Below are 22097 nucleotides of genomic sequence, written 5' to 3'. Positions count from 1 at the left end.
CTTTCACTTTGCAATTTCTTCCGGAGGTAGTGGGATTTGAAAAAAGAAATTAAATCGATATATTACATACGGGTGTTTGCAATGATGATGGTTGTTCTGGTCCACGTGACAGCGCCATATAGCCATCTGTTTTCACCGAATACGATTCAACATATGTCCTATCATTTCCTGAACAATATCGTGCGTGTGGAAGCCGGTTTGTTCATCATGCTCGTAGGAATTGTGTTTTTCTATAATTACCGGAACCGCGAATGGACCCCGAAAGTCCTTCTCGATTATTTCCGCAAACGGGTTGTATACATATTAATTCCATACGTTGTCTGGTGCATCATCTATGAAGCGGATGCAATCTATTATAACCATAAAGTGTTCGATCTCGCTGGCATCATTGACAATATTATTGACGGCGGCAGCAAATACCAGCTTCATTTTATCTCGCTAGTGGTCCAATTCTATTTGATTTTCCCAATTCTGATGTTCATTGTACAAAAGTCGGCTTTCCTACGGAAATACTTGTGGCTCGTCGGTATTGTCATTGAATTCGTCTATTATTTTGCGAATCTCAAATATCAGTTGGTCACGGGACCGTTCTTTATGTCCACGATGGCGGCATTTTTGCTGGGCGCTTGGATCGGTCTCCATTACGAGGAATTGACTGCGAAAGTCAGCAAAACTAAGACAGCTTGGCTCTTCTTGGCATTTCTTTCAATGGCGATCCCGTATGTGCTGATTCGTTATCAAAATGCGTTTAATACACGGGTGCCAATACCAGAGGAATTATATAAATTGATCGGCATCGGTTTCCTGGTAGTTGGTGGAATTTTCTTCTTTTATCTATCAGAGCGCTTTGTCATGTCATTCACTGAAAGCACCACGTTAAAAATCAAAAATATCGCTTATTACTCTTTCGGCTTCTATTTGATGCATCCTTACGTTATCACGCAAGTAAATATCTATTTTCCGATCAAGGATGGATGGTATTCTTGGCATTTCATGATTTTCTTCCAGTATTTCTTAGTGGCGGTCATTTGTTATTTCGTCATTTGGTGGTTCCACCGCTTTATTCCTTTTGCAAGTTTTGTTTTCGGGAAACTTCCAAAAAATGCGCCTTTGTTCTGGCAAGTGAAAAAGCCTGCTTCAGCTGATGTTTATCCCGTTTCCAGTGAAGGGTATAGAAAGGAAACGTAACGAGTTTGACAGGAGGTCATCGCATGACGGAAAAAAGGATCACGGTAGGGTATATCGAGTTGACGGAAGATGAATCACAAGAGCTTTATGAGCAAGTGAGCAAAGATAAAAAAATAGATGGCTATGAGGGTTTGCAAAGCTTAATGGAGGATTTCGATTCACTCATTATTGAACCGGAGTCTAAGCCACTGGCAGATGTGCTGGATGCTGAAGAGGCGCCGGCGGAAGAGAAACCTCGAGGCATTCGTTTCATTGAAATTTTTAACAAACTAGAAGAAGATTCGCGTTACCGCATTCAATCATCCAATCAGGATTGATGGATGGAACCGCTCCAGCAACTGCGCTGGAGTGGTTCTTTTTTGTCTATAAGTAATAAAAAAGAAGGCTCCTCCATATGTAGGAGAGGCCTTCAATCAATTATTCGTCTTTGCTTGCGATGCAGCGTTCGCATTCGTAGATGATGGATTCACGTTGTTCTTTGATTTCGCATCCGCATTCCCGGCATTCTTTCTTAGAGCGTGTTTCGTATGTTTTTGTCGTTTTCATAGGGATCTCCTCCAGTATGTTAGTTTAGTTTTTCATATCCTGGCAATGTCAAAAATTCGGCAAAATCATTTTGTAAAGTCAGCTCTGTAAACAATTCACGGGCTTCTGCGAAACGTCCTGATAGATAAATGGCATCTCCGACAGTTTCTTTGATCGTATTTGCTTCTTCTTCGATGATTTCATGGAATAACTCAATCGTTATGTCCCGTCCATCTTCCAAAATTCCATTTGGGTGGCGGATCCACTGCCATACTTGGGATCGGGAGATTTCGGCAGTGGCTGCATCTTCCATCAAATGATTGATGGGTGCGGCTCCGTTGCCGGATAGCCAAGAAGCAATATACTGGATGCCGACAGAGATATTGGCACGCAATCCCTCTTCCGTTATGTTGCCGGTCGGCACTTCCACCAAATCTTCTGCACTCACCTGAACATCTTCCCGCTTCCGGTGAATCTGGTTTGGCAAAGGCATCAAGTCGTCAAATTGCTCCATCGCCACGGCGACCATTCCTGGATGGGCGACCCATGTGCCGTCGTGGCCATCTGCTGCTTCCCGCCGCTTGTCTTCCGCCACTTTTCGGAAAGCCATTTCGTTCGCTTCCGGATTTCCTTTGATCGGAATCTGTGCTGCCATGCCGCCAAGTGCCGGTGCATTTCGCTTATGGCAAGTCTGGATGCATAATTGGGTATAGGCTCGCATAAACGGCACCGTCATCGTGACTTGTGCCCGGTCAGGAAAAAGGTATTCCGGACGGTTTCGCATGCGCTTGATGACACTGAAAATATAATCCCAACGGCCGCAATTGAGTCCAGCTGAATGGTCACGCAGTTCATAAAGAATTTCGTCCATTTCAAAAGCTGCGAGAATGGTCTCAATCAGCACCGTCGCCCGGATGGTTCCTTGCGGGATTCCGAGTTCGTCTTGTGCAAAAACGAAGACATCATTCCAAAGCCTTGCTTCCAAGTGGCTCTCCATTTTCGGAAGATAGAAATAAGGACCCGTGCCTCGGTCAATCAACTCTTTTGCGTTATGGTAGAAGTAAAGGCCGAAATCGACTAAGCTGCCTGAAGCAGCACGTCCATCTATCTCGATGTTCTTCTCGGATAAATGCCAGCCGCGTGGACGTACCATCAAGACAGCCGTGTCTTCGTGCAAAGAATATTTCTTTCCAGTTCCAGGCGCTTCAAAAGAAATCGTCCGTCTGACCGCATCGCGCAAATTGATCTGCCCGTCGATGACATTGAACCAATTCGGTGCGGTCGCATCTTCTAAGTCGGCCATGAACATCTTAGCGCCTGAATTCAATGCATTGATCAGCATTTTCCGGTTTGTCGGACCGGTAATTTCCACACGCCGGTCTTTCATATCATCTGGCAACGGAGCAATCGTCCAGTCGTTTTCGCGGATATACTTCGTTTCCGGAAGAAAATTCAGCGGTTTTCCACGATCAATTTCTTGCTGGCGGACTTGCCGCTCTTCAAGCAAACTTAACCGCCTGTCATCAAAATGTACGTGCAGCTTTTCAATAAAAGCCAGTGCTTCAGGAGTTAAAATTGTTTCCATTTCAGGTGTCACTGTATTTTTAATGGAGACATTCGATTTCGTGATCAATCAAATCACCCTTTCATTTCACCGATTGGAATTGGGCCGTTTCAGTCGAACCTTTCATGGCAGTGGTCGAGCTTGTGCCGCCCGAAATGATTTGTGAAACTTCATCGAAGTAGCCGGTTCCCACTTCACGCTGATGTCGAGTTGCTGTATAGCCTTTTGCTTCACTTGCAAATTCAGCTTGCTGCAATTTTGAGTAAGCGGCCATGCCGTTGTCTTTATAATCATGCGCAAGCTCGAACATGCTGTGGTTCAATGCATGGAAGCCGGCCAACGTGACGAACTGGAATTTATAGCCCATCTTCCCAAGCTCCACTTGGTACTTCGCTATGGTTTCTTCATCGAGCTTCGCTTTCCAGTTGAAGGAAGGCGAGCAGTTGTAAGCGAGCAATTTGCCTGGGAATTTCGCATGGATTGCATCGGCGAATTGTTTTGCCTCTTCCAAGTTCGGGTGCGAAGTTTCGCACCACACTAAATCAGCGTAAGGAGCATAAGCAAGGCCGCGTGCAATGGCTTGATCGATTCCAGCTTTCGTCCGGTAGAATCCTTCCGGTGTGCGTTCACCTGTGATGAACGGATGGTCTAATGGATCGATATCACTGGTAATCAAATCAGCGGCATCTGCGTCAGTCCGTGCGATTAATACAGTTGGTACACCGAGCACATCAGATGCTAAGCGAGCAGAAACCAAATTGCGCACAGCGTTTTGCGTCGGCTGCAAAACTTTCCCGCCTAAATGGCCGCATTTCTTTTCCGAAGCCAATTGGTCTTCAAAGTGGACGCCAGCTGCACCGGCTTCAATCATCGCTTTCATTAATTCGAATACATTCAACGGGCCGCCGAAGCCTGCTTCTGCATCTGCAACAATCGGTGCGAACCAGTCGAATCCTTCATTGCCTTCGACATGATCGATTTGGTCGGCGCGCTGCAATGCCTGGTTGATCTTTTTGACAACCGTCGGTACCGAGTCGACCGGATATAAACTTTGGTCCGGATACATTTGTCCAGCTGAGTTAGCATCAGCGGCAACTTGCCAACCGCTCAAATAGATCGCTTCCAGTCCGGCTTTGACTTGCTGGACGGCTTGGTTGCCGGTCAATGCGCCTAAAGCGTTGACGAAATCTTTTTCATGGATCGAGCGGAACAAACGCTCAGCTCCTTTTTTAGCTAAAGTATATTCAATTTGAATGGATCCACGAAGTTTAACGACATCTTCTGCGGAGTAAGGGCGTTCAATTCCATTCCATCTGCTGTCCTGCTCCCAGCTCTTTTTCAATTCTTCTGCTTGTTGTTGTTTGCTGACCATTTAACCATCCCTTTCGAATAAAAATTTTAATTCTACTGTATTAATACAGTTTGTTTTGATGTATATTAATATATAACAGAATAGTTTGACTGTCTTGAATATTGGATAAAACGAGTTATTCGCTGATGAAAGAAAGGATTTCACGACAAAGACATTTGAAAGGGGAATCGCTGTATGGATAAGTTGGTATTGGAACAAGTGGGCTTTATTATGGGGGATTGGATTCCGAAAGAAGCTTCGATTGCGATTGCGGTAGAGGGGAAGTATGTCTATTACAAAGCGGGAAAACGGGATCTCCATATCGGTTTAGGCGACAAAGTTTTGCCGGGGAGTATAGCTGCCCGTACATATATAGAAGGAAAGCGAATCGAAATGCTCGTCGAGGAATCGGTACTTGGAGCCGCTTATTTTGGTGTCGGCTACCCGATTGAAGTGGCTGGGAAAGCAGGCGTTCTAGTGATTATCTTACCGCCTGACCATATGATCCAGCCAAAACAGCCCGTACATTTTTTAACTGGAAAAGTGGAAGAAACATGGCGTCCAGTTCCGATCGATCGAATTTCACATATTGAAAGCAGCCAAAAGAAGACATGGTTTTATGCAGAAGAGGAAACCTATTGTTCAATCCATACTTTAAAATATTTGAAAGATCGCCTTCCGGATCTATTCCTGCCTATCCACCGTTCCTATATCGTCAATATTTCATTCATTAAAGAAATCTCCAGAGATTTTTCCTCCAATTATTTAATGACAATGAAAGACGGTTCGATTTTGCCGATCAGCCAAAACTATGTAAGCACGGTAAGGGAGCGGTTGGGTTTTTAAAACGTTCTCCGTTTTAAGCAAGCATTACTGGGGAAGAGAGGGGGTAAGAAGACAAAGGAGTGAAACAGATGCCAGAGGAACAATTTGTACATTTTGAAGATGATGGATCCATCCCGAATAATCCGAGGCTTCCGGTAGTCATTTATCCAAGCGTATTTAAAGGAAATCCGGAAGAAATCGAAGCGGTATTCAATCGGAATGATTGGACGAATAGCTGGACAGACGGTGTGTTCGATTATCACCATTACCACAGCAATACACACGAAGTACTGGGTGTGCGTTCAGGATCGGCAAAAATCCAGCTTGGCGGAGAACAAGGAAAGGCGTTTGACGTCCAAACAGGCGACGTGGTCGTTTTGCCAGCGGGAACGGGCCACAAATTGCTTGAAAGCACAGAAGATTTCCAAGTGGTCGGAGCTTATCCGGACGGACTCAAGCCCAATAAAAAATTGGGTGAACAAGATGAACGGCCGGAAGTGCTCGAAGATATTTTGGACGCCCCTTTGCCAAAATACGATCCGGTGCACGGAGAAGACGGCCCATTGCTAACGAATTGGTCATAAGAAAAGCGGAGGCAGCTCGTCAGCCGCGACAAGCGCTGGAAGCCTTAGCGGAAATGGCGTTCTTTGCCATTGCAGCTAAGACTGAAGCGACCTCGAGCGGCTAGCTGCCGGAGTCTGGACAATAAGAAAAGCGGAAAGAGCCATGGAGCTTCGAAAGGCATAAGGCGGACCGCGAGGAGGCTGTTGCCGCCGCAGTGGGCTGACTTATGCCCCGAGAAGCTGGTTCTTGCAGCTGGACAATAAGAAAAGCGGAGGCAGCTTGTCAGCCGCGACAAGCGCTGGAAGCCTTAGCGGAAATGGCGTTCTTTGGCATTGCAGATAAGGCTGAAGCGACCTCGAGCGGCTAGCTGCCGGAGTCTGGACAATAAGAAAAGCGGAAAGAGCCGTGGAGCTTCGAAAGGCATAAGGCGGACCGCGAGGAGGCTGTTGCCGCCGCAGTGGGCTGACTTATGCCCCGAGAAGCTGGCTCTTGCAGCTGGACAATAAGAAAAGCGGAGGCAGCTTGTCAGCCGCGACAAGCGCTGGAAGCCTTAGCGGAAATGGCGTTCTTTGCCATTGCAGCTAAGACTGAAGCGACCTCGAGCGGCTAGCTGCCGGAGTCTGGACAATAAGAAAAGCGGAAAGAGCCGTGTAGCTTCGACAAGTTTAAGGCGAATTGCCGAAGCGGCGCTTTTTGCCGCACAGGTAAGGCGTCTTAAGACCTCGAGAAGCTGGCCGGTTAGCCGGAAAATGAAAGCCCCCTGACATTGGAAATGTCAGGGGGCTTTGGATATTTTTATAACGAATAAGATGGAACAAAAAATTCCTTATACAATTCTTTCAAAATTTTTTGTTCGTCTTTCTGTAGGACGCCGAACACCAAACTGACTTCAGAAGAGCCTTGGTTGATCATTTCGATATTGGCACCCGTCCGTGAGATGGCTTCTGTAGCGCGGGCTGCGAGCCCAGTTGTATATTTCATGCCTTCACCTACTAGCACCACCATCGAGAACTTGCTGTTCAAATGGACGTCATCGGCGTTCAATTCATTTTTTACCCGGCTGACAATGCGAAATTCTTTTTCAGGAGTCAACTGGTGGCTCCGTATGATAACGGATAAATTGTCTATGCCGGATGGGATATGTTCATAAGAAACGTTTTCGTCTTCAAGAATTTGCAGCAGCTTCCGGCCAAAGCCGACTTCCCGGTTCATCAAATACTTACTGACGTATAAAGTGGAGAAGCCGCTGTCCGCTGAGATGCCGGTAACGGGGCGTTTGGAATAATCCCTTTCCGCAACAATCATCGTGCCTTGTGCATTCGGATTATTCGTATTTTTGATGCAGACGGGTACAGAAGCTTTAAATGCCGGCATTAATGCTTCATCGTGAAGGACGGCAAAGCCGGCATAAGACAATTCACGCATTTCACGGTAAGTCATCACTTCAATTTCCGCCGGGTTTTCTACGATCCGCGGATTCGCGGCGAAGACACAATCCACATCCGTGAAGTTTTCGTAAAGTTCCGCTTGGATAGCTGCAGATAAGATGGAACCGGTAATATCGGAACCGCCGCGGTCAAATGTCCGCAGCTCTCCGTTTCGGGTGAAGCCGAAAAATCCGGGGAAAACGGATATGGAGTTTTTCTTGCGCAAGGTCGATAAGTTGTCATTTGAAATCGGCAGCGCTTGCACGCGGGCGGGAGCTTCCGTGACGATGAGCCCCGCTTCTTTTGGATTGATGTATTCGGCCTGCAACCCGATAGAAGTCAAATAAGCTGCAACGAGCTTAGCGGAGTTGTCTTCGCCGCTCGCTTTGAATTGATCGAAGAATAGAGAAGGGTTTTCTTGGCTGAATGATAAACGGCCGGCAAGGTCCGCAGCTATGATAGCTGTAATCTCACTATCCAGCTCCAAATCGGCGGCAATTTGTGTATAGCGGTCCACCACTTTTTGGAGAGCCGGGGCTGTATCTCGTCCGGCTAATGCGGCTTCGGCTAAATCGATTAAAAGATCGGTTACTTTTGTATCGCCGTCGAATCGTTTGCCGGGAGCTGATACAACGATCACTTTTCGGGATGGATCTTCACGGATGATTGAGGCCACTTTTTTTAATTGCTGAGCGTTTGCGACGGATGTTCCACCGAATTTACATACCTTCATCTTATCAAGTCCAATCTGTTAATAGTGAATTTAGGGTTGTGTTAAATTTTATATAATACTATAATGTCTTTATGTAGAAAACAACTGTATTTTCACAGTGTACACACCTTGGGAGGAATCGTCAATGAAAAATGAAATTTCAATCGGCTTGCTTGGACTGGGAACAGTCGGGACCGGTGTAGCAAAAATTCTGCAGCAGCATCAGCAGGACCTTCACCACAAACTTGGCGTACCTGTCACGATAAAAAAGGTGCTGGTCCGAAACCATAATAAGGAAAGATTATCAAGTTTAGATCAAGAAGTCTTCACGACCAATATCCAGGAAATCTTGACCGATCCTTCCCTTGATATCATTGTAGAAGTGATGGGCGGCATCGACGGTGCAAAGAAAGCGATCGAAGAAGCGCTAAAGTCAGGCAAGCAAGTCGTGACAGCCAATAAAGACGTGATGGCTGAATATGGACATGAATTATTAAAACTTGCAGATGCTGAGAAATGCGATCTGTTTTATGAAGCAAGTGTCGCAGGCGGCATCCCGATAATCCGGACATTGGAAGACGGATTAGCTTCTGACCGGATATCGAGTTTAATGGGGATTGTCAATGGGACGACGAATTTCATCTTAACGAAAATGAAAAAGGAAAATATGAGTTATGAAGATGCGCTAGCCGAAGCTACCCGGCTTGGATATGCAGAAGCAGATCCATCCTCAGACGTAGACGGTTTGGATGCAGCCCGGAAAATGGTCATTCTTTCTTCTTTGGCTTACTCGACGGAAGTCCATTTGGATGATGTACTCGTAAGAGGCATGAAAGAAATCAAAGATGGAGACCTCGAAATGGCTGGGAAATTCGGCTATACCATGAAAATGGTCGGATCATCCAAAAAAGACGAAGAAGGCATCGAAGTTTCTGTGGAACCTATTTTCTTAGCGAATTCCCATCCATTGGCTTCTGTCAATAATGAGTTCAATGCAGTATACATATATGGCGATGCAGTGGGAGAAACGATGCTGTATGGCCCGGGGGCAGGTTCGCTGCCAACAGCCACTTCAGTGGTTTCGGATATCATTGCTGCTTGCCGCAATCTGTTACTGGAAGTGAACGGCAAACGCGTCCATTCAGCACAGCACGAACGCGTCATCAAACCGGAAACGAGCCGGTATTCAAAGTATTTCCACCGTCTGCTAGTGAAGGACGAAGTGGGCGTTCTGTCGAAATTGACTTCTATCTATAGTAAAAACAATGCAAGCCTCCAGTCGGTCATACAAAATCCGGCAGTAAACGAAGGCCAAGCAGAACTGATTTTATTGACCCATCAAATTTCACGCCAGCAGCATTTGGACGTACTCAAAGATTTAGAAGGGACGGCAAGCGTCATCAGCCATTACCGTATTGAAGGGGAGGAAACAGCATGAGATGGCCAGGATTGATCGAACAATATAAAGAGTGGCTGCCAGTAAGCGATGCGACGCCGGCATTGACATTGCAAGAAGGAAATACGCCGTTGGTGCATTTGGAGAAATTATCGGAAGAATGGGGCATCAACTTATACGTGAAATTGGAAGGCGCTAATCCTACAGGTTCCTTTAAAGACCGTGGAATGGTCATGGCAGTGGCAAAAGCGAAAGAAGAAGGGAAAACAGTGCTTGTCTGTGCTTCGACTGGTAACACTTCCGCTTCTGCAGCGGCTTACGGTGCAAGAGCGGGCATGCGCACAATTGTCGTCATCCCGGAAGGACGCATTGCACTCGGCAAATTGGCTCAAGCTAAAATGTATGGGGCAGAAATCCTTGAAATCAAAGGCAATTTTGATGAAGCATTGCAGATGGTCCGGGAAGTCGGCCAAGAAGCTGGAATTGCCCTTGTTAATTCGGTAAATCCGTATCGCTTGGAAGGACAGAAGACGATCGCTTTTGAAGTCATCGACCAATTAGGGCAAGTGCCGGATCTTTTCGCTCTTCCTGTTGGAAATGCAGGGAATATCTCTGCCGCGTGGAAAGGTTTTAGCGAATATGCCGAGAAAACAGGCGAAAAGCGTCCGGTATTATTAGGCGTTCAAGCCGCAGGGGCAGCGCCGATCGTCAATAATCAAGTTGTTGAAAATCCTGAAACCGTGGCAACAGCTATCCGCATCGGCAACCCTGCCAGCTGGCAGCTTGCATTGAATGCGCTCGACGAATCGAATGGCACTATACTCGCCGCAACAGATGAAGAGATTTTAAAAGCTTATCAACTTTTAGCTTCAACAGAAGGTGTCTTCGCAGAACCTGCTTCATGTGCGTCCATTGCTGGATTGAAGAAACAAGTCGAAAGCGGCATGATTGAAAAAGGCTCGACTGTCGTAGCGGTTTTGACAGGCAACGGCTTAAAAGATCCCGAAACAGCCATTTCAGTAAATGAACACAAAGCACAGCTCGTGCCTGAAGACATGGAACGATTTTGGGAGGATTTAAAAAAAGGAGTGAAATTATGAAATGGAATGATTTCACTGTAACTGTCCCAGCTTCAACGGCAAATCTCGGGCCAGGTTTTGATTCAATCGGGCTGGCTCTCGATCTCCATATGACGATTCACGTTTCAGAAAATCCTGTTTGGACCGTAGAATATGCGAATGAAGAGTATCGCCATCTTCCAAACTCAAAAGACAATTTGATTGTACAAACGGCCGAAAAAGTGGCGAGTCAATACGGAAAACTGCTAGCTCCGGCAAAATTGCTGATTGAAACCGATATTCCACTTGGCCGCGGACTTGGCAGCAGTGCATCAGCAATTGCCGGTGGAATCGAGATTGCCGATTGTCTGTTGGGATTAAGGCTTACCAAGCAGGAAAAGGTTAAGATAGGCACTGAAATGGAAGGGCATCCTGACAATATTTCAGCATCTTTGCTGGGCGGTGCTACGATTTCATATGCAAATGGGGAAGATCTCGCAGTCGTGCATGTACCGAAAGCCGATATCGGAATCATCATCTTAGTGCCGCAGGAAGTTTTTTTGACGAGTGAGTCCAGAGGTTTGCTGCCGGAAAAATTGGACTATAAAAAAGCGATCAGCAGCAGTGCAGCTGCCAATGTCGTGTCAGCTGCGATTGCTAGCGGAGATTGGCAAACGGCTGGGCGCATGATGGAAAAAGATGAGTTCCATGAAACTTATCGTAAAGCAAAATTTCCTGGATTCGATGAAATTCGTGCAGTTTGCAGGAAAGCGGGCGCATATGGTACAGCGATCAGCGGAGCCGGCCCGTCACTTTTCATCGTGATGGAAAAAGGAAAAGAACAGGAGCTTAGCCGGATTTTAAGTAAGCAATTCCCACATTACGAATGCCTCGCAACCAAACCTGCTGAGACGGGGATCAAATCCGTTCAAACAGTTTTATAAAAACCAAAAGGTCCAGGGAAAAAATCCCTGGACCTTTTTATTATAATTTGATCGAAATGTATTTGGTTTCAACGAATGCTTCGAGTCCTTCTTGTCCGCCTTCGCGCCCGAGTCCACTTTCTTTCATGCCGCCGAACGGTGCTTGTGCTGTAGAAGGGGAGCCGTCATTCCAGCCGACAATCCCATAATCCAGGTTTTCAGCAAGATACGTTCCGCGGGACATGCTGTCGGTAAAGAAATAGGCAGCTAAACCGAAACGCGTATCATTTGCGAGTTTTACGGCTTCCTCGTCTTTCTCGAATGACATGATGGGAGCCACTGGCCCGAACGTCTCCTCATTCATCACAAGCATATCGGAATTGGCATTCACCAAAACAGTCGGATTGTAGAAGTAAGCGTCGTTTTCAGATTTTCCGTCGCCGCCAATCAATACTTTCGCACCTTTAGAAACGGCGTCTTGTACATGTTTTTCCACTTTTTCATAGCCATCTTTATCAACGAGCGGCCCAATCGTTACTCCTTCGTCAAGGCCATTCCCGACTTTTAACTTAGCTGTCGCTTCCTGAAGCATTGTTGAAAACTTATCAACGATGCTGGACTGCACATAAATCCGGTTTCCGCATACACAAGTTTGCCCAGCATTGCGGAATTTTGAAGCCATGACGCCTTCGACAGCGAGTTCAAGATTCGCATCATCGAGCACGATAATCGGTGCATGACCCCCAAGTTCCAAGGAAAGGTTAAGCATCGTTTCTGAGCTTTGCTTCATCAGTTCCTTGCCGATTTCAGTTGATCCGGTAAAAGTCAGTTTCCGTACATCCGGATGGCTTGTAAATACCTTGCCGATTTTGCTCGCACTTCCCGTCACAAGATTGATAACGCCTTTTGGAAATCCAGCCTCTTCCGCCAGTTCGTAGATTCGAACGGCAGTGAGCGGCGTGAGTTTTGCAGGTTTAGCAACAAAGGTACAGCCGGCTGCTAGAGCAGGGGCCATTTTGCGGGCCATCATGGCTGCCGGGAAGTTCCACGGAGTAATAGAAACAACGACGCCCACTGGCTGTTTATTGATTTGAATTCGTTTGCCTTCTTTGCTTGCGGGAATCGTTCGGCCGTATAAACGTTTGCCTTCTTCTGCAAACCAAGAAATGAAAGATGCGGAATATTCAATTTCACCGATGGCTTCAGCTAAAGGTTTTCCCATTTCTTTTGTCAAGATTGCTCCGACTTCTTCTTTATGTTCAAGAAGTAAATCATGCCATTTCATTAACAATTCTGCCCGCTCATAAACTGTCGTCTTTGACCAGCTAGGAAATGCAGCCGAAGCAGCTTCGATGGCTGCTGTTGCTTCCGCTTCGCCGCCATTTGGAACTGTGCCGACTTGTTCACCGGTAGCCGGGTTCATGACTTGGATTACGTCATCTCCGTTTACAGTCCATTCCCCATTGATATAATGTTTGCCTTCCATTGTTCAATTCCTCCTTTTATTCACACGTACTCTAATTATATCTTTTACCTCTAACCTGAGTGCCTTAAACAAAACCATTTTTTCGGAATGAACGCATGAAAAACGGAAAGAACAAAAAATTTATAAATTTTTTTATTTAATTTGGCTAGAGCCACTAATATGCAATATATAGCTGTTGGAATCGGTTACATTTACTTGGTAGCACTTGTTGATTTATCCGTAATTTCATAATAGTCATTTTATTCTATTTATCTAATGTAAAAACTATGCTAATATTGCAACATTACTTTAATGGAGTAAAGTACGCCGTACTGGCCAGCGCGTATTAACCCATTAAAGCAAGAGAAAATCATACAGTTAAGAGAAAGAGGAGGAAGCACTATGGCGCAAATGCTGGCTTTAGCAATAATGATTTTTATACTTTTTATCGGTGAAATGATTTCAATACGGACGAAAGCATGGATCCCATCCATCTTTGTCAGCGGCGTGCTTTTCCTCATTGGTTACTGGACTTTCTTCCCGGAAGACATTGTTTCAATAGCCGGCGTTCCGCCAGTTGTTGCAACAATGCTCATTTACTTGTTGATCACAAATATGGGGACGTTATTGTCTCTTGAAGAATTAAAAAATCAATGGCGCACGATTTTAATTGCCCTTTCTGGAATTCTTGGGATTGTGGCTTTCTTGTTTGCGATTGGCACGTTCCTTTTCGATTTTGAGACGGTAGTTGTAGCGATACCGCCTTTAGTCGGTGGATTAGTATCCGCCTTGATCATGTCTGAAGGTGCCGCTGCTGCTGGATTGCCTACATTGGCTGTTTTTGCGATTGTCATCTATGTAGTCCAAGGTTTTGCTGGGTACCCGTTAACGTCGATCATGTTGAAGCGTGAAGGTAGAATGCTTTTAAACAAATACCGCAATAATGAATTGCCTGAACAAAAGCTGGTTTCATCACAGAAAACAGCAGAACCTGTCAACTCTGTTAAAGAACCGAGAATGTTCGCGAGGATGCCTGAAAAATACAATACGGATTTCTTCAAATTCTTTAGATTATCGCTAGTAGCTTACTTGGCTTATTTAGTGTCTACACTGGCTGCACCAGTCGTAGAAATCAGCCCATTCGTCCTTTGCCTTCTTTTCGGGGTTATTGGCCGTTCAATCGGTTTCTTAGAAAAACACCCTTTGATGAAAGCGAATGGTTTCGGTTTTGCCATCATGGCACTCTTGCTTTACATCTTCGATGGATTGAAAACAGCGACGCCAAGTATGATGCTTGAAATTTTGTATCCGTTAATCGGCTGTATCGTCATTGGTGTTGCCGGCATGTATGTCTTTTCATTCTTCATGGGGAAAGTGCTGAAAGTCAGCAAAGAAATGGCATTTGCCGTTTCATTGACTGCCCTTTACGGTTTTCCGGCTGACTATATTATCACTAACGAAGTCATCAATTCATTGACGAAAGATGAAAAAGAACGTGAAGTATTGACAAGCCATATGCTGCCGCCAATGCTTGTAGCCGGTTTTATCACAGTAACGATTGTTTCCGTTATACTAGCAGGAATATTTGTCGGATTCCTATAATCCCTATTCAATAGAAGAAAAAATTGTCAACTAGTGGAGGAGAGCATTAATGTTAAATGAAATCATCAAAAACGCGATTCAAGAAAACAATGAAGAAATGATTGAGATCAGAAGAAAATTGCATAGCGAACCGGAACTTTCGTGGGAAGAAGTAAAAACTTCTCAGTTTGTCTTCGAATATTTGACGGATCTCGGTATCGAATGCCGAAAAACAGAGCCCACGGGCGTTATCGGGAATTTAAAAGGAGGGAAAGATGGAAAAACAGTGGCGCTTCGAGCGGACATGGATGCATTGTCAGTTGAAGAGTTGAATGTTGATCTTCCTTATAAATCAAAAGAGGCTGGGAAAATGCATGCGTGCGGACATGATGCCCACACCGCGATGCTATTAGCAGCAGCTAAAGCGTTAGTCGCTGTTAAAGATGAAATTCCTGGAACCGTCCGCTTTATTTTTCAGCCAGCGGAAGAAGTAGCTACCGGCGCAAAAGCTATGGTTGAACAAGGCGCAGTCGAAGCTGTCGATGAGGTTTTTGGCATTCATATTTGGTCGCAGAGTCCGAGCGGCACAGTTGCCTGCAACCCGGGTCCGTCTTTCGCTTCAGCAGATATCTTCAAAGTCCATTTTAAAGGGCAGGGCGGCCACGGAGCTATTCCAGAAGATTGCATCGATGCAGCTGTCATTGCTTCTTCGTTTGTGATGAATGTGCAATCGGTCGTTTCACGCACCATTGATCCGCAGCAGCCGGCAGTCGTAACCATCGGGAAAATGATTGTCGGTACACGTTTTAATATTATTGCAGAAAATGCTGAGATTGAAGGGACGGTACGGTGTTTTGATGCCGCGACGCGCGACCATATTGAAAAACAATTAGAAGTATACGCAGCTAATACAGCGGCCATTTACGGCGGAACAGCGACTGTCGAATACATTCGTGGGACTCAAGCAGTCATTAACGGGGAAGAAAGCGCAGCGCTTGTCCAGCAAGTAGCATCTGAGGCCTTTGGAGAAGGATCTATATATAATGAAAAGCCGACGATGGGCGGAGAAGACTTCTCCTTTTACTTAGACGAAGTGCCGGGGAGTTTTGCTTTAGTCGGGAGCGGAAATACAGAAAAAGATACGGAGTGGGCACATCACCATGGCAAATTCAATATTGATGAAGATGCTATGGCCACTGGTGCTGAACTATATGCCCAATACGCGTGGGCTTATTTAACAAAATAATAGAAATGGAGGGTGTAATTTTATGGCTTTGGAGAATCCGGTATTCGAAGATTTAATGAAAGACTTTGATAGCCGTTTGACGCATTCCGGCATAGACGGGAAAAGAGTGGCAAGAAGAATTTATGAACTGTCGCATATCGGCTATACCCAAATCGGAGGAGTAAAGCGGCCAGGATTTTCAGATGAAGAAAAAATGGCTAAATCATTAGTGAAAAAATGGATGTTTGAAGCTGGGTTTGATGTTACGGAAGACGGGGCTGGAAATATAAGAGGCAGACTCGCAGGGAAAGATTCAAAAGCGAGAGCCATTGCTTCCGGATCACATTTAGACAGCGTACCGAATGGTGGGAACTTTGACGGCCCTCTTGGCGTTTTATCTGCTTTAGAAATAGTGGAAGCATGGAAAGCATCGAATTACATTCCTGAAATCCCTTATGAAGTCGTTGTTTTTTCAGATGAAGAAGGCTCGCGTTTTAACAGTGGGTTAAGCGGAAGCCGTGCGATGATTGGAGCTATCAATGAAGAAGAAATAGCAGGGATGCGTGATTACAATGGAGACAGCCTGGAACAGGTATTAGCTCATTATGGCAGCAGCATTCAACAGTTCAAAGAAGCAAAGCGAGATATAGGGGAACTGGAATTGTTTGTGGAAGTGCATATAGAGCAAGGGAAAAAATTAGAAAAAGCGGATCAGCCGGTTGGCATTGTGAGCGGAATTGCGGGACCTGCATGGCTGGAAGTTGAATTTACTGGGGAAGCAGGACATGCCGGCAATACCCCGATGATCGGGCGAAGAGATCCGTTGGTAGCAGCAGCCGAATTTATTCAACGGATACCTGAATTCCCAGGAGCAATCAGTGAAACTGCAGTTGCAACCGTAGGCAAATTAGAAGTTCTTCCAAACGGGATCAATGTGATTCCTGAAAAAGTGGTGCTGCATGCAGACATCCGTGACATCTATGAAGACACAAGAGATGCTCTTTTAAATCGGATTATCGAAGAAGCCGAGTCGATTGCCAAGAGCCGGAATATCCATCTCACAATTAAACAAAATACAAAGATTAAACCTGTACCGATTGACCAAGAATTGCAGGCACAATTAGCACAATCGCTTCGGAAGTTCGGTATTGAACCGACATATATTCCAAGTGGTGCTGGCCATGATGCGATGATTTTAGGCCGCTATATCCCGGTTGCGATGCTATTTGTCAGAAGCAAAGACGGCATCAGCCATAATCCGAAAGAATGGTCATCCTTGAATGACTGTATTTACGGAATACATGTTTTAAAAGACTTTATCGAAAACAAGATGGGTGAAATTAAAACAAGTTCATACTGAAAATTCCTTAGCTTTTTATCGCTAAAAATCCCGCTTTCTTTGAAAAGCGGGATTTTTATTTTAAATAATATAAAAATTTAAACTTTGATGTCTATTTGATAGAAAACAGGGTATATATGTAAAAGAACAATAAAAACAGTAAACTTCTGGGAGGCGATAAAATGGTATCTGCATTTAATAATGTGTCTGATTCACGAGCTTTTACGGAACATAAACTTTTAAAGAAATCGAGAGATTGTTTTTCTAGCGAGTCTGATCGGATAGCTGACACAGGCGAAAGATTTATGAAATACTTCATGAAAAACGCTACAAAAGAAGGTGTATTATTTAAGACGATCAAAGAGATTACGACGGAAATGAATACACCGCACCAGACCTTAACCCGAGTTTTAAAAACATTGGAAAACAAACAGATTATTTATCGCCGGAATGGAATTATCGGGCTATGGAAAGATTAAAATAAACTCCCTCTTCTAAACTGAAGAGGGAGTTTATTTTATGAGAAAAGCGTTCTTTTGTTTCCTGCCATAAAAATATATATTTATAATAGTCCATTAAACCTACTTTAGAACCTATAAATGTTTTTTGAGATGTTTTTGAAGTCTAAATACTCAAACTTTCTAAAGAAAATTTCATTTTTTTTTGAAAAAGTGTGGATAGAACTAATATTTTATGATATAAATGAACTATAATTATCTGAATTTTTAGAAATAATTGTTTATTGTTGAATTGAATCTCTCCCCTTTTCCAATCCTCTGCTTCGAGAGGGCAGCCGACTGAGCATATTTCTAAACTTTAGAGATACAGTTTATGCTTTTGTATCGGAAGTTCGTGGGAATAATAGGATTCTACCCTCACCTCCTTATTGAAACCTTTTTCACGGTGAAACATATGTTGGTTTGATTGGATAGAAGTTTGACGAGAAACACTCCGTATAGAGATAAAAGTGAACAGAAGAAAAGACGAATTTTTTTAGTTGAAAACAGGGGTGAGTAGAATGTTTGAGGTTGTATCCATACATGACCATATGCGCTGGGAAAAGATACTCCATCTTTTTCAAGCATCCGATATCTATTACACAAGCCAATATTTTTTAAGTGCGATGAAACTGGATCCGGGAGAAGCGTTGATGTTTTACTATATCGATGAGGAAGGCGAAATCGCTTATCCGTTTATCAAACGTGCGATTGAAGGGCAATCTTCATCCTACTTTGACATTACTACGCCTTTCGGCTACGGCGGCCCTTTAGTTAGGGGAGTGAAGAACATGCCATTACTGATTCAAAACTTTCTTCATGTATTCTCAGAATACTGCCGGCAAGAAAATATTATTGTCGAATATATCCGTTTTCATCCGTTAAAAGGGAATGCGGAATTGTTTAAGGAACATTTGAATCTGCTGCCTGTTTATGAGACATTTACGCTTCAGTTGGATCCCGTTTCACAAACTTCCTCTATTCAGTCAAATGAGCAATGGGAGAATGGCTTTGTCATAAAAAAGTTGGGAACAGTCCGGCATATGTTTGAATTTCTGGTGCTTTATTATTCGGGTGTCAGGCGAAAAGAAGATGCAGACAGCTATTATTTCTTTACGAATGATTATTTTGAAGCGTTAATTAGCTCATTAGGTCCAAACCTTCATTTATTTGGTGCTTATCACGAAAATAAATTAATATCCGCCTCCTATGTGCTGACTTTAGGCAATACCATTTACCATCATCTCGAAGGAAATCTGGAGGAGCCGGAATCCGAAGATGCGACGAAGATGCTTTTATTGAAAATAGCCGAGTGGGGAAGAGACAATTATTATGAATTCTTTCATCTTGGCGGCGACTATTCCGAAAATGAGGAAGTGAGTACCGGCGTAAAAGCGGAAATAAGCAATATGCCGGCTTCTGTATTTTATATATGTAAAAAAATACACAATAGCTCAATCTATAAACAATTGATCTCTGAGGAAGAATCCGACGTGATAAAACGCTATCGCAATATATGAGAAAAAGAATGCCAGGCATTCGAACATCTATATAATACGGGGGAGGATCATTTATGAGATACTTGCAATATAAGGGGTTAGTGGAAAGAGAATATAAAAAATCCTTGAGAAAAGTCATGTATGATTTATGTGTGGAAGAAGGGCTTACTGCGTCTGAAGGGGCCAAAAAATTAGGGATAGCAAAGGAAGTTTTCTCGTACTGGCAAAGATATTACCGGTTAGAACCTAGACAAATGCTATTTGATCAAACAATTAATGATTTAGAAGGAATGCAAGAGCTTTACGCAGGTGAAGCGGAAGCCGCGGATTTTTCAAAGCCGCTTCAATACGAAAAGGAAGAATCCGTCAAAGGATTGGAAGAATTGATCGAAAGAATGATCAGCTATTATAAATTCCTTCATTTTAAAACAGAAGGAATGGCGGCGGAAACAGCTATTTTGCCTCTATACGAATTTAGCTATGTAGTCGTTGAACGTTATCGGAACGGAGAGCTATTAAAAGAAGTAAAAGAAAAGGCAGTAGCAGAACAGTAAGTTAACTAGATAGGATTGAACAAAATGCAGCCGTTTACTGTAAAAGCGATCGAAATTATTGCGCGTATCCCAGAAGGGAAAGTAATGACCTATGGACAAATTGCAGCTCATGCTGGAAGTCCAAGAGGTGCCCGGCAAGTTGCGAGACTGCTCCACAGCATGAGCAGAAAACACGGATTGCCGTGGCATCGTGTTGTTAATGCCCAAGGGAAAATAGTTGTACAAGATGAAGAATCCCGTTTTGCCCAGCTTCATTCCCTTCAAGAAGAAGGTGTGGAAGTGGCGCAGGATGGGATTGTTGATTTGAATCGTTATCGATACGATCCTTCGCATTGAATTTTAGAAATCCTTTCTGCCGATAGTTTAACGGTGTTTTATATTGAAGAATGAGGGTAAATAAAATACTGTGGCTTTTTAAAAGAGAGGATTTTAAATATGAAAAATGAACATAAACCCGTTATTGGGATAACTGCACGTGTAGAAAAAGATCAAATGTATTCGTTGGATCCTGTTTATGGACGTGCCATTCTGCAAGCAGGCGGCTTGCCTTTAATCGTTCCGATTGTAGACGAAGAAGATATTCCGCTCCTTTGTGAACGATTGGATGGATTGATTGTTACAGGCGGTGGCGATATAAACCCAACTCTATACGGGGAAGAACCGCATATCCGTTTAGGAGCAGTTTACCCAGGCAGTGACCAATATGAAAAAGAACTGATCTTAAATTTCCTTGAATTGGATAAACCTTTTATCGGAATGTGCCGAGGCATGCAAATGCTGAATGTTTCACTGGGCGGAACCATCTATCAAGATCTAGAAGCGCAATATGAAGGAACATTGTATCAGCATAAGCAAATGGCTATGCGGACGCACCGGACCCATTCAGTGACGCTAGAGGATGAAAGCCGTTTGATTAAAATTATGGAAGAAAAAACGTTTAACGTTAACTCTTTCCATCACCAAGGGATTAAAGATGTTTCTGACAAGCTGAAAATTGCTGGACGCGCGGCTGATGGACTAGTTGAAGCGTTAGAAAGCGAAAATCACCAATTTGTTATGGGTATCCAATGGCATCCTGAAGAATTTGCGCTGCAAGGCGACGAAGCTTCAAAGAAACTCTTTGAACGTTTTGTAAAAGAATGTGCAAAAGATAAGGTGCAAAATCAATAAATGAATCAAATATATAATGTAAAGAGGCATGCGACCGGTACTTTCCGAGGCACATGCCTTTTCCCATTATTCTACCCCCTTCCTTCAATTTTTTAAAGTGTCGATTGTGATTTCTTCGGGTATGGAAAAGCTAAAAAGGAGGTGGGGAAATGAATCGGATTTTTAGCATATTGGTCATCGTCAGTGTCCCTCTAGCCATTATTGGTTCGTTTCTGGAATGGCCAAGTATTGTCATGTTTGTCCTTTGTTCAATCAGTATTATCGCTTTATCCAGTTTTATGGGACGCGCGACTGAAAGTTTAGCAATTGTAAGTGGGCCGCGTATCGGGGGGCTGCTAAATGCTACGTTCGGCAATGCGGTAGAACTGATTATTTCTATTTTTGCGCTTCAGGCGGGATTGGTCGGCGTAGTTTTAGCATCTTTGACAGGTTCCGTGCTTGGCAACTTGCTACTTGTGGGTGGTTTATCTTTCTTCTTGGGTGGCCTTAAATTCAAGAGACAGAAATTCAGCATCCAGGATGCTTCGCATAATTCCGGTTTGTTGATATTTGCGGTAGTCGTTGCATTTGTAATACCCGAAATTTTTTCGATGACTATGACAGATCGCGAGACCATTCAATTAAGCGTTGGTATTTCCATCATTATGATTCTATTGTATTTGGCAGGATTGATCTTTAAATTGGTTACTCACCGAGGGGTTTATATCCATTCAGAAGCCGATATTGAAGAAGAACGTGAAGAGCCCGAATGGACGAAGCCAAAAGCCATTATCATTTTGTTCGCTGCCACTTTAGTGGTCGCTTTTATTTCAGAGAATTTAGTCCATACGTTTGAAGAAGTAGGAGAACAATTCGGCTGGTCTGAACTATTTATCGGGGTCATTATTGTAGCGATTGTCGGTAACGCAGCAGAACATGCCTCTGCCCTAATAATGGCATTGAAAAATAAAATGGACGTCGCGGTTGAAATTGCCATTGGCTCGACTTTGCAAGTAGCCATGTTCGTAGCTCCGGTGCTCGTATTGATTTCTTTGTTCATGCCAGTCCAGATGCCACTGGTTTTCACGATTCCCGAACTTGTAGCGATGATTACAGCTGTATTCCTGGCGATTAATGTAACGAATGATGGGGAATCAAATTGGTTCGAAGGCTTAACCTTATTGGCCGCGTATCTGATCATGGGCATCGGATTTTATTTGCTGTAAATTATCTGTGACTTTCGACATATTCTCCC

Annotated in this window: 21 protein-coding genes; 16 read left to right on the top strand and 5 right to left on the bottom strand. The window is 44.1% G+C overall.

The window, feature by feature from the left end; all coding sequences use genetic code 11:
* The first annotated feature begins 36 nt into the window (after window positions 1-36).
* Both NFU07_RS04285 and NFU07_RS04280 read left to right on the top strand, forming a co-directional pair.
* A complete protein-coding gene (locus tag NFU07_RS04285; protein WP_251475203.1) occupies window positions 37-1188 on the top strand; it encodes an acyltransferase in 1152 nt (383 codons plus the stop codon).
* A gap of 23 nt (window positions 1189-1211) precedes the next feature.
* On the top strand, window positions 1212-1505 hold the full coding sequence (locus tag NFU07_RS04280) for a hypothetical protein (RefSeq protein ID WP_251475202.1): 294 nt from the start codon (window positions 1212-1214) through the stop codon (window positions 1503-1505).
* Between the two features lie 100 nt (window positions 1506-1605).
* Here the strand turns inward: NFU07_RS04280 and NFU07_RS04275 are convergent, their stop codons facing one another.
* The 3 genes from NFU07_RS04275 to aceA form a co-directional block, all read right to left on the bottom strand.
* Window positions 1606-1734, bottom strand: coding sequence for a YhfH family protein (locus NFU07_RS04275; RefSeq protein ID WP_199876594.1), 129 nt, complete (start codon window positions 1732-1734; stop codon window positions 1606-1608).
* Window positions 1735-1753: 19 nt separating this feature from the next.
* Window positions 1754-3298, bottom strand: coding sequence for a malate synthase A (gene aceB / locus NFU07_RS04270; protein WP_251477094.1), 1545 nt, complete (start codon window positions 3296-3298; stop codon window positions 1754-1756).
* Window positions 3299-3359: 61 nt separating this feature from the next.
* The gene (aceA, locus tag NFU07_RS04265) at window positions 3360-4649 is read right to left on the bottom strand and encodes an isocitrate lyase (protein WP_235196830.1); all 1290 of its coding nucleotides are present in this window, start codon (window positions 4647-4649) and stop codon (window positions 3360-3362) included.
* A gap of 174 nt (window positions 4650-4823) precedes the next feature.
* On the opposite strand from aceA, the gene NFU07_RS04260 reads away from it, so the two are divergent.
* Window positions 4824-5474: a LytTR family DNA-binding domain-containing protein gene (locus tag NFU07_RS04260; RefSeq protein ID WP_251475197.1), complete on the top strand. Its 651-nt coding sequence runs from the start codon at window positions 4824-4826 to the stop codon at window positions 5472-5474.
* A gap of 68 nt (window positions 5475-5542) precedes the next feature.
* Window positions 5543-6037 carry a cupin domain-containing protein gene (locus tag NFU07_RS04255; protein ID WP_251475183.1) on the top strand — a complete coding sequence of 165 codons (495 nt, stop codon included), beginning with the start codon at window positions 5543-5545 and terminating at the stop codon, window positions 6035-6037.
* Between the two features lie 775 nt (window positions 6038-6812).
* Here the strand turns inward: NFU07_RS04255 and NFU07_RS04250 are convergent.
* On the bottom strand, window positions 6813-8177 hold the full coding sequence (locus NFU07_RS04250) for an aspartate kinase (protein ID WP_251475174.1): 1365 nt from the start codon (window positions 8175-8177) through the stop codon (window positions 6813-6815).
* Between the two features lie 124 nt (window positions 8178-8301).
* On the opposite strand from NFU07_RS04250, the gene NFU07_RS04245 reads away from it, so the two are divergent.
* Genes NFU07_RS04245 through thrB form a run of 3 tightly spaced genes read left to right on the top strand, consistent with a single transcriptional unit; the run spans window position 8302 to window position 11554 of the window.
* A complete protein-coding gene (locus NFU07_RS04245) occupies window positions 8302-9594 on the top strand; it encodes a homoserine dehydrogenase (protein WP_251475172.1) in 1293 nt (430 codons plus the stop codon).
* Window positions 9591-10652, top strand: coding sequence for a threonine synthase (gene thrC, locus NFU07_RS04240; RefSeq protein WP_251475170.1), 1062 nt, complete (start codon window positions 9591-9593; stop codon window positions 10650-10652). Before NFU07_RS04245 ends, thrC begins: the two co-directional genes overlap by 4 nt.
* The gene (thrB, locus tag NFU07_RS04235; protein ID WP_251475168.1) at window positions 10649-11554 is read left to right on the top strand and encodes a homoserine kinase; all 906 of its coding nucleotides are present in this window, start codon (window positions 10649-10651) and stop codon (window positions 11552-11554) included. The genes thrC and thrB overlap by 4 nt, the downstream gene beginning before the upstream one ends.
* Before the next feature lie 40 nt (window positions 11555-11594).
* Here the strand turns inward: thrB and NFU07_RS04230 are convergent, their stop codons facing one another.
* The gene (locus tag NFU07_RS04230) at window positions 11595-13019 is read right to left on the bottom strand and encodes an NAD-dependent succinate-semialdehyde dehydrogenase (protein ID WP_251475166.1); all 1425 of its coding nucleotides are present in this window, start codon (window positions 13017-13019) and stop codon (window positions 11595-11597) included.
* A 381-nt stretch (window positions 13020-13400) separates the two neighbouring features.
* On the opposite strand from NFU07_RS04230, the gene NFU07_RS04225 reads away from it, so the two are divergent.
* The 9 genes from NFU07_RS04225 to cax all read left to right on the top strand — a co-directional run bounded on the left by NFU07_RS04225 (window position 13401) and on the right by cax (window position 22068).
* Entirely contained in the window at window positions 13401-14600 is a 1200-nt protein-coding gene (locus tag NFU07_RS04225) for a hypothetical protein (protein ID WP_251475165.1), read from the top strand.
* Between the two features lie 49 nt (window positions 14601-14649).
* Window positions 14650-15825, top strand: a complete 1176-nt coding sequence (locus tag NFU07_RS04220) for an amidohydrolase (protein WP_251475163.1) — start codon at window positions 14650-14652, stop codon at window positions 15823-15825.
* 22 nt (window positions 15826-15847) lie between these two features.
* On the top strand, window positions 15848-17164 hold the full coding sequence (locus NFU07_RS04215) for a M20 family metallo-hydrolase (RefSeq protein ID WP_251475162.1): 1317 nt from the start codon (window positions 15848-15850) through the stop codon (window positions 17162-17164).
* A gap of 284 nt (window positions 17165-17448) precedes the next feature.
* Complete coding sequence (locus NFU07_RS04210) at window positions 17449-17622, top strand: hypothetical protein (RefSeq protein WP_251475161.1); 174 nt, start codon at window positions 17449-17451, stop codon at window positions 17620-17622.
* 539 nt (window positions 17623-18161) lie between these two features.
* On the top strand, window positions 18162-19160 hold the full coding sequence (locus NFU07_RS04205; protein WP_251475159.1) for a GNAT family N-acetyltransferase: 999 nt from the start codon (window positions 18162-18164) through the stop codon (window positions 19158-19160).
* A 53-nt stretch (window positions 19161-19213) separates the two neighbouring features.
* Window positions 19214-19693 carry a hypothetical protein gene (locus NFU07_RS04200; RefSeq protein ID WP_251475157.1) on the top strand — a complete coding sequence of 160 codons (480 nt, stop codon included), beginning with the start codon at window positions 19214-19216 and terminating at the stop codon, window positions 19691-19693.
* Window positions 19694-19717: 24 nt separating this feature from the next.
* Window positions 19718-20029, top strand: a complete 312-nt coding sequence (locus NFU07_RS04195) for an MGMT family protein (protein ID WP_251475155.1) — start codon at window positions 19718-19720, stop codon at window positions 20027-20029.
* A gap of 99 nt (window positions 20030-20128) precedes the next feature.
* Window positions 20129-20863 (top strand): gamma-glutamyl-gamma-aminobutyrate hydrolase family protein, encoded by a 735-nt coding sequence (locus NFU07_RS04190; protein ID WP_251475153.1) that lies wholly within the window; start codon window positions 20129-20131, stop codon window positions 20861-20863.
* A gap of 149 nt (window positions 20864-21012) precedes the next feature.
* On the top strand, window positions 21013-22068 hold the full coding sequence (gene cax, locus NFU07_RS04185) for a calcium/proton exchanger (protein WP_251475152.1): 1056 nt from the start codon (window positions 21013-21015) through the stop codon (window positions 22066-22068).
* Window positions 22069-22097 lie beyond the last annotated feature (29 nt).

This window comes from Planococcus sp. NCCP-2050, from assembly GCF_023708025.1.
In the GTDB taxonomy this organism is placed as follows: domain Bacteria; phylum Bacillota; class Bacilli; order Bacillales_A; family Planococcaceae; genus Planococcus.
The sequence above is the reverse complement of the archived record's forward strand: the minus strand, read 5'-3'. Positions and strand labels throughout refer to the sequence as shown.

Excerpts from the sequence above, each read along its gene's own strand:
- NFU07_RS04280 (WP_251475202.1), top strand. The coding sequence starts at position 1,212 with ATGACGGAAAAAAGGATCACGGTAGGGTATATCGAGTTGACGGAAGAT.
- NFU07_RS04275 (WP_199876594.1), bottom strand. The coding sequence starts at position 1,734 with ATGAAAACGACAAAAACATACGAAACACGCTCTAAGAAAGAATGCCGG.
- aceB (WP_251477094.1), bottom strand. The coding sequence starts at position 3,298 with ATGGAAACAATTTTAACTCCTGAAGCACTGGCTTTTATTGAAAAGCTG.
- aceA (WP_235196830.1), bottom strand. The coding sequence starts at position 4,649 with ATGGTCAGCAAACAACAACAAGCAGAAGAATTGAAAAAGAGCTGGGAG.
- NFU07_RS04260 (WP_251475197.1), top strand. The coding sequence starts at position 4,824 with ATGGATAAGTTGGTATTGGAACAAGTGGGCTTTATTATGGGGGATTGG.
- NFU07_RS04255 (WP_251475183.1), top strand. The coding sequence starts at position 5,543 with ATGCCAGAGGAACAATTTGTACATTTTGAAGATGATGGATCCATCCCG.
- NFU07_RS04250 (WP_251475174.1), bottom strand. The coding sequence starts at position 8,177 with ATGAAGGTATGTAAATTCGGTGGAACATCCGTCGCAAACGCTCAGCAA.
- NFU07_RS04245 (WP_251475172.1), top strand. The coding sequence starts at position 8,302 with ATGAAAAATGAAATTTCAATCGGCTTGCTTGGACTGGGAACAGTCGGG.
- thrC (WP_251475170.1), top strand. The coding sequence starts at position 9,591 with ATGAGATGGCCAGGATTGATCGAACAATATAAAGAGTGGCTGCCAGTA.
- thrB (WP_251475168.1), top strand. The coding sequence starts at position 10,649 with ATGAAATGGAATGATTTCACTGTAACTGTCCCAGCTTCAACGGCAAAT.
- NFU07_RS04230 (WP_251475166.1), bottom strand. The coding sequence starts at position 13,019 with ATGGAAGGCAAACATTATATCAATGGGGAATGGACTGTAAACGGAGAT.
- NFU07_RS04225 (WP_251475165.1), top strand. The coding sequence starts at position 13,401 with ATGGCGCAAATGCTGGCTTTAGCAATAATGATTTTTATACTTTTTATC.
- NFU07_RS04220 (WP_251475163.1), top strand. The coding sequence starts at position 14,650 with ATGTTAAATGAAATCATCAAAAACGCGATTCAAGAAAACAATGAAGAA.
- NFU07_RS04215 (WP_251475162.1), top strand. The coding sequence starts at position 15,848 with ATGGCTTTGGAGAATCCGGTATTCGAAGATTTAATGAAAGACTTTGAT.
- NFU07_RS04210 (WP_251475161.1), top strand. The coding sequence starts at position 17,449 with ATGAAATACTTCATGAAAAACGCTACAAAAGAAGGTGTATTATTTAAG.
- NFU07_RS04205 (WP_251475159.1), top strand. The coding sequence starts at position 18,162 with ATGTTTGAGGTTGTATCCATACATGACCATATGCGCTGGGAAAAGATA.
- NFU07_RS04200 (WP_251475157.1), top strand. The coding sequence starts at position 19,214 with ATGAGATACTTGCAATATAAGGGGTTAGTGGAAAGAGAATATAAAAAA.
- NFU07_RS04195 (WP_251475155.1), top strand. The coding sequence starts at position 19,718 with ATGCAGCCGTTTACTGTAAAAGCGATCGAAATTATTGCGCGTATCCCA.
- NFU07_RS04190 (WP_251475153.1), top strand. The coding sequence starts at position 20,129 with ATGAAAAATGAACATAAACCCGTTATTGGGATAACTGCACGTGTAGAA.
- cax (WP_251475152.1), top strand. The coding sequence starts at position 21,013 with ATGAATCGGATTTTTAGCATATTGGTCATCGTCAGTGTCCCTCTAGCC.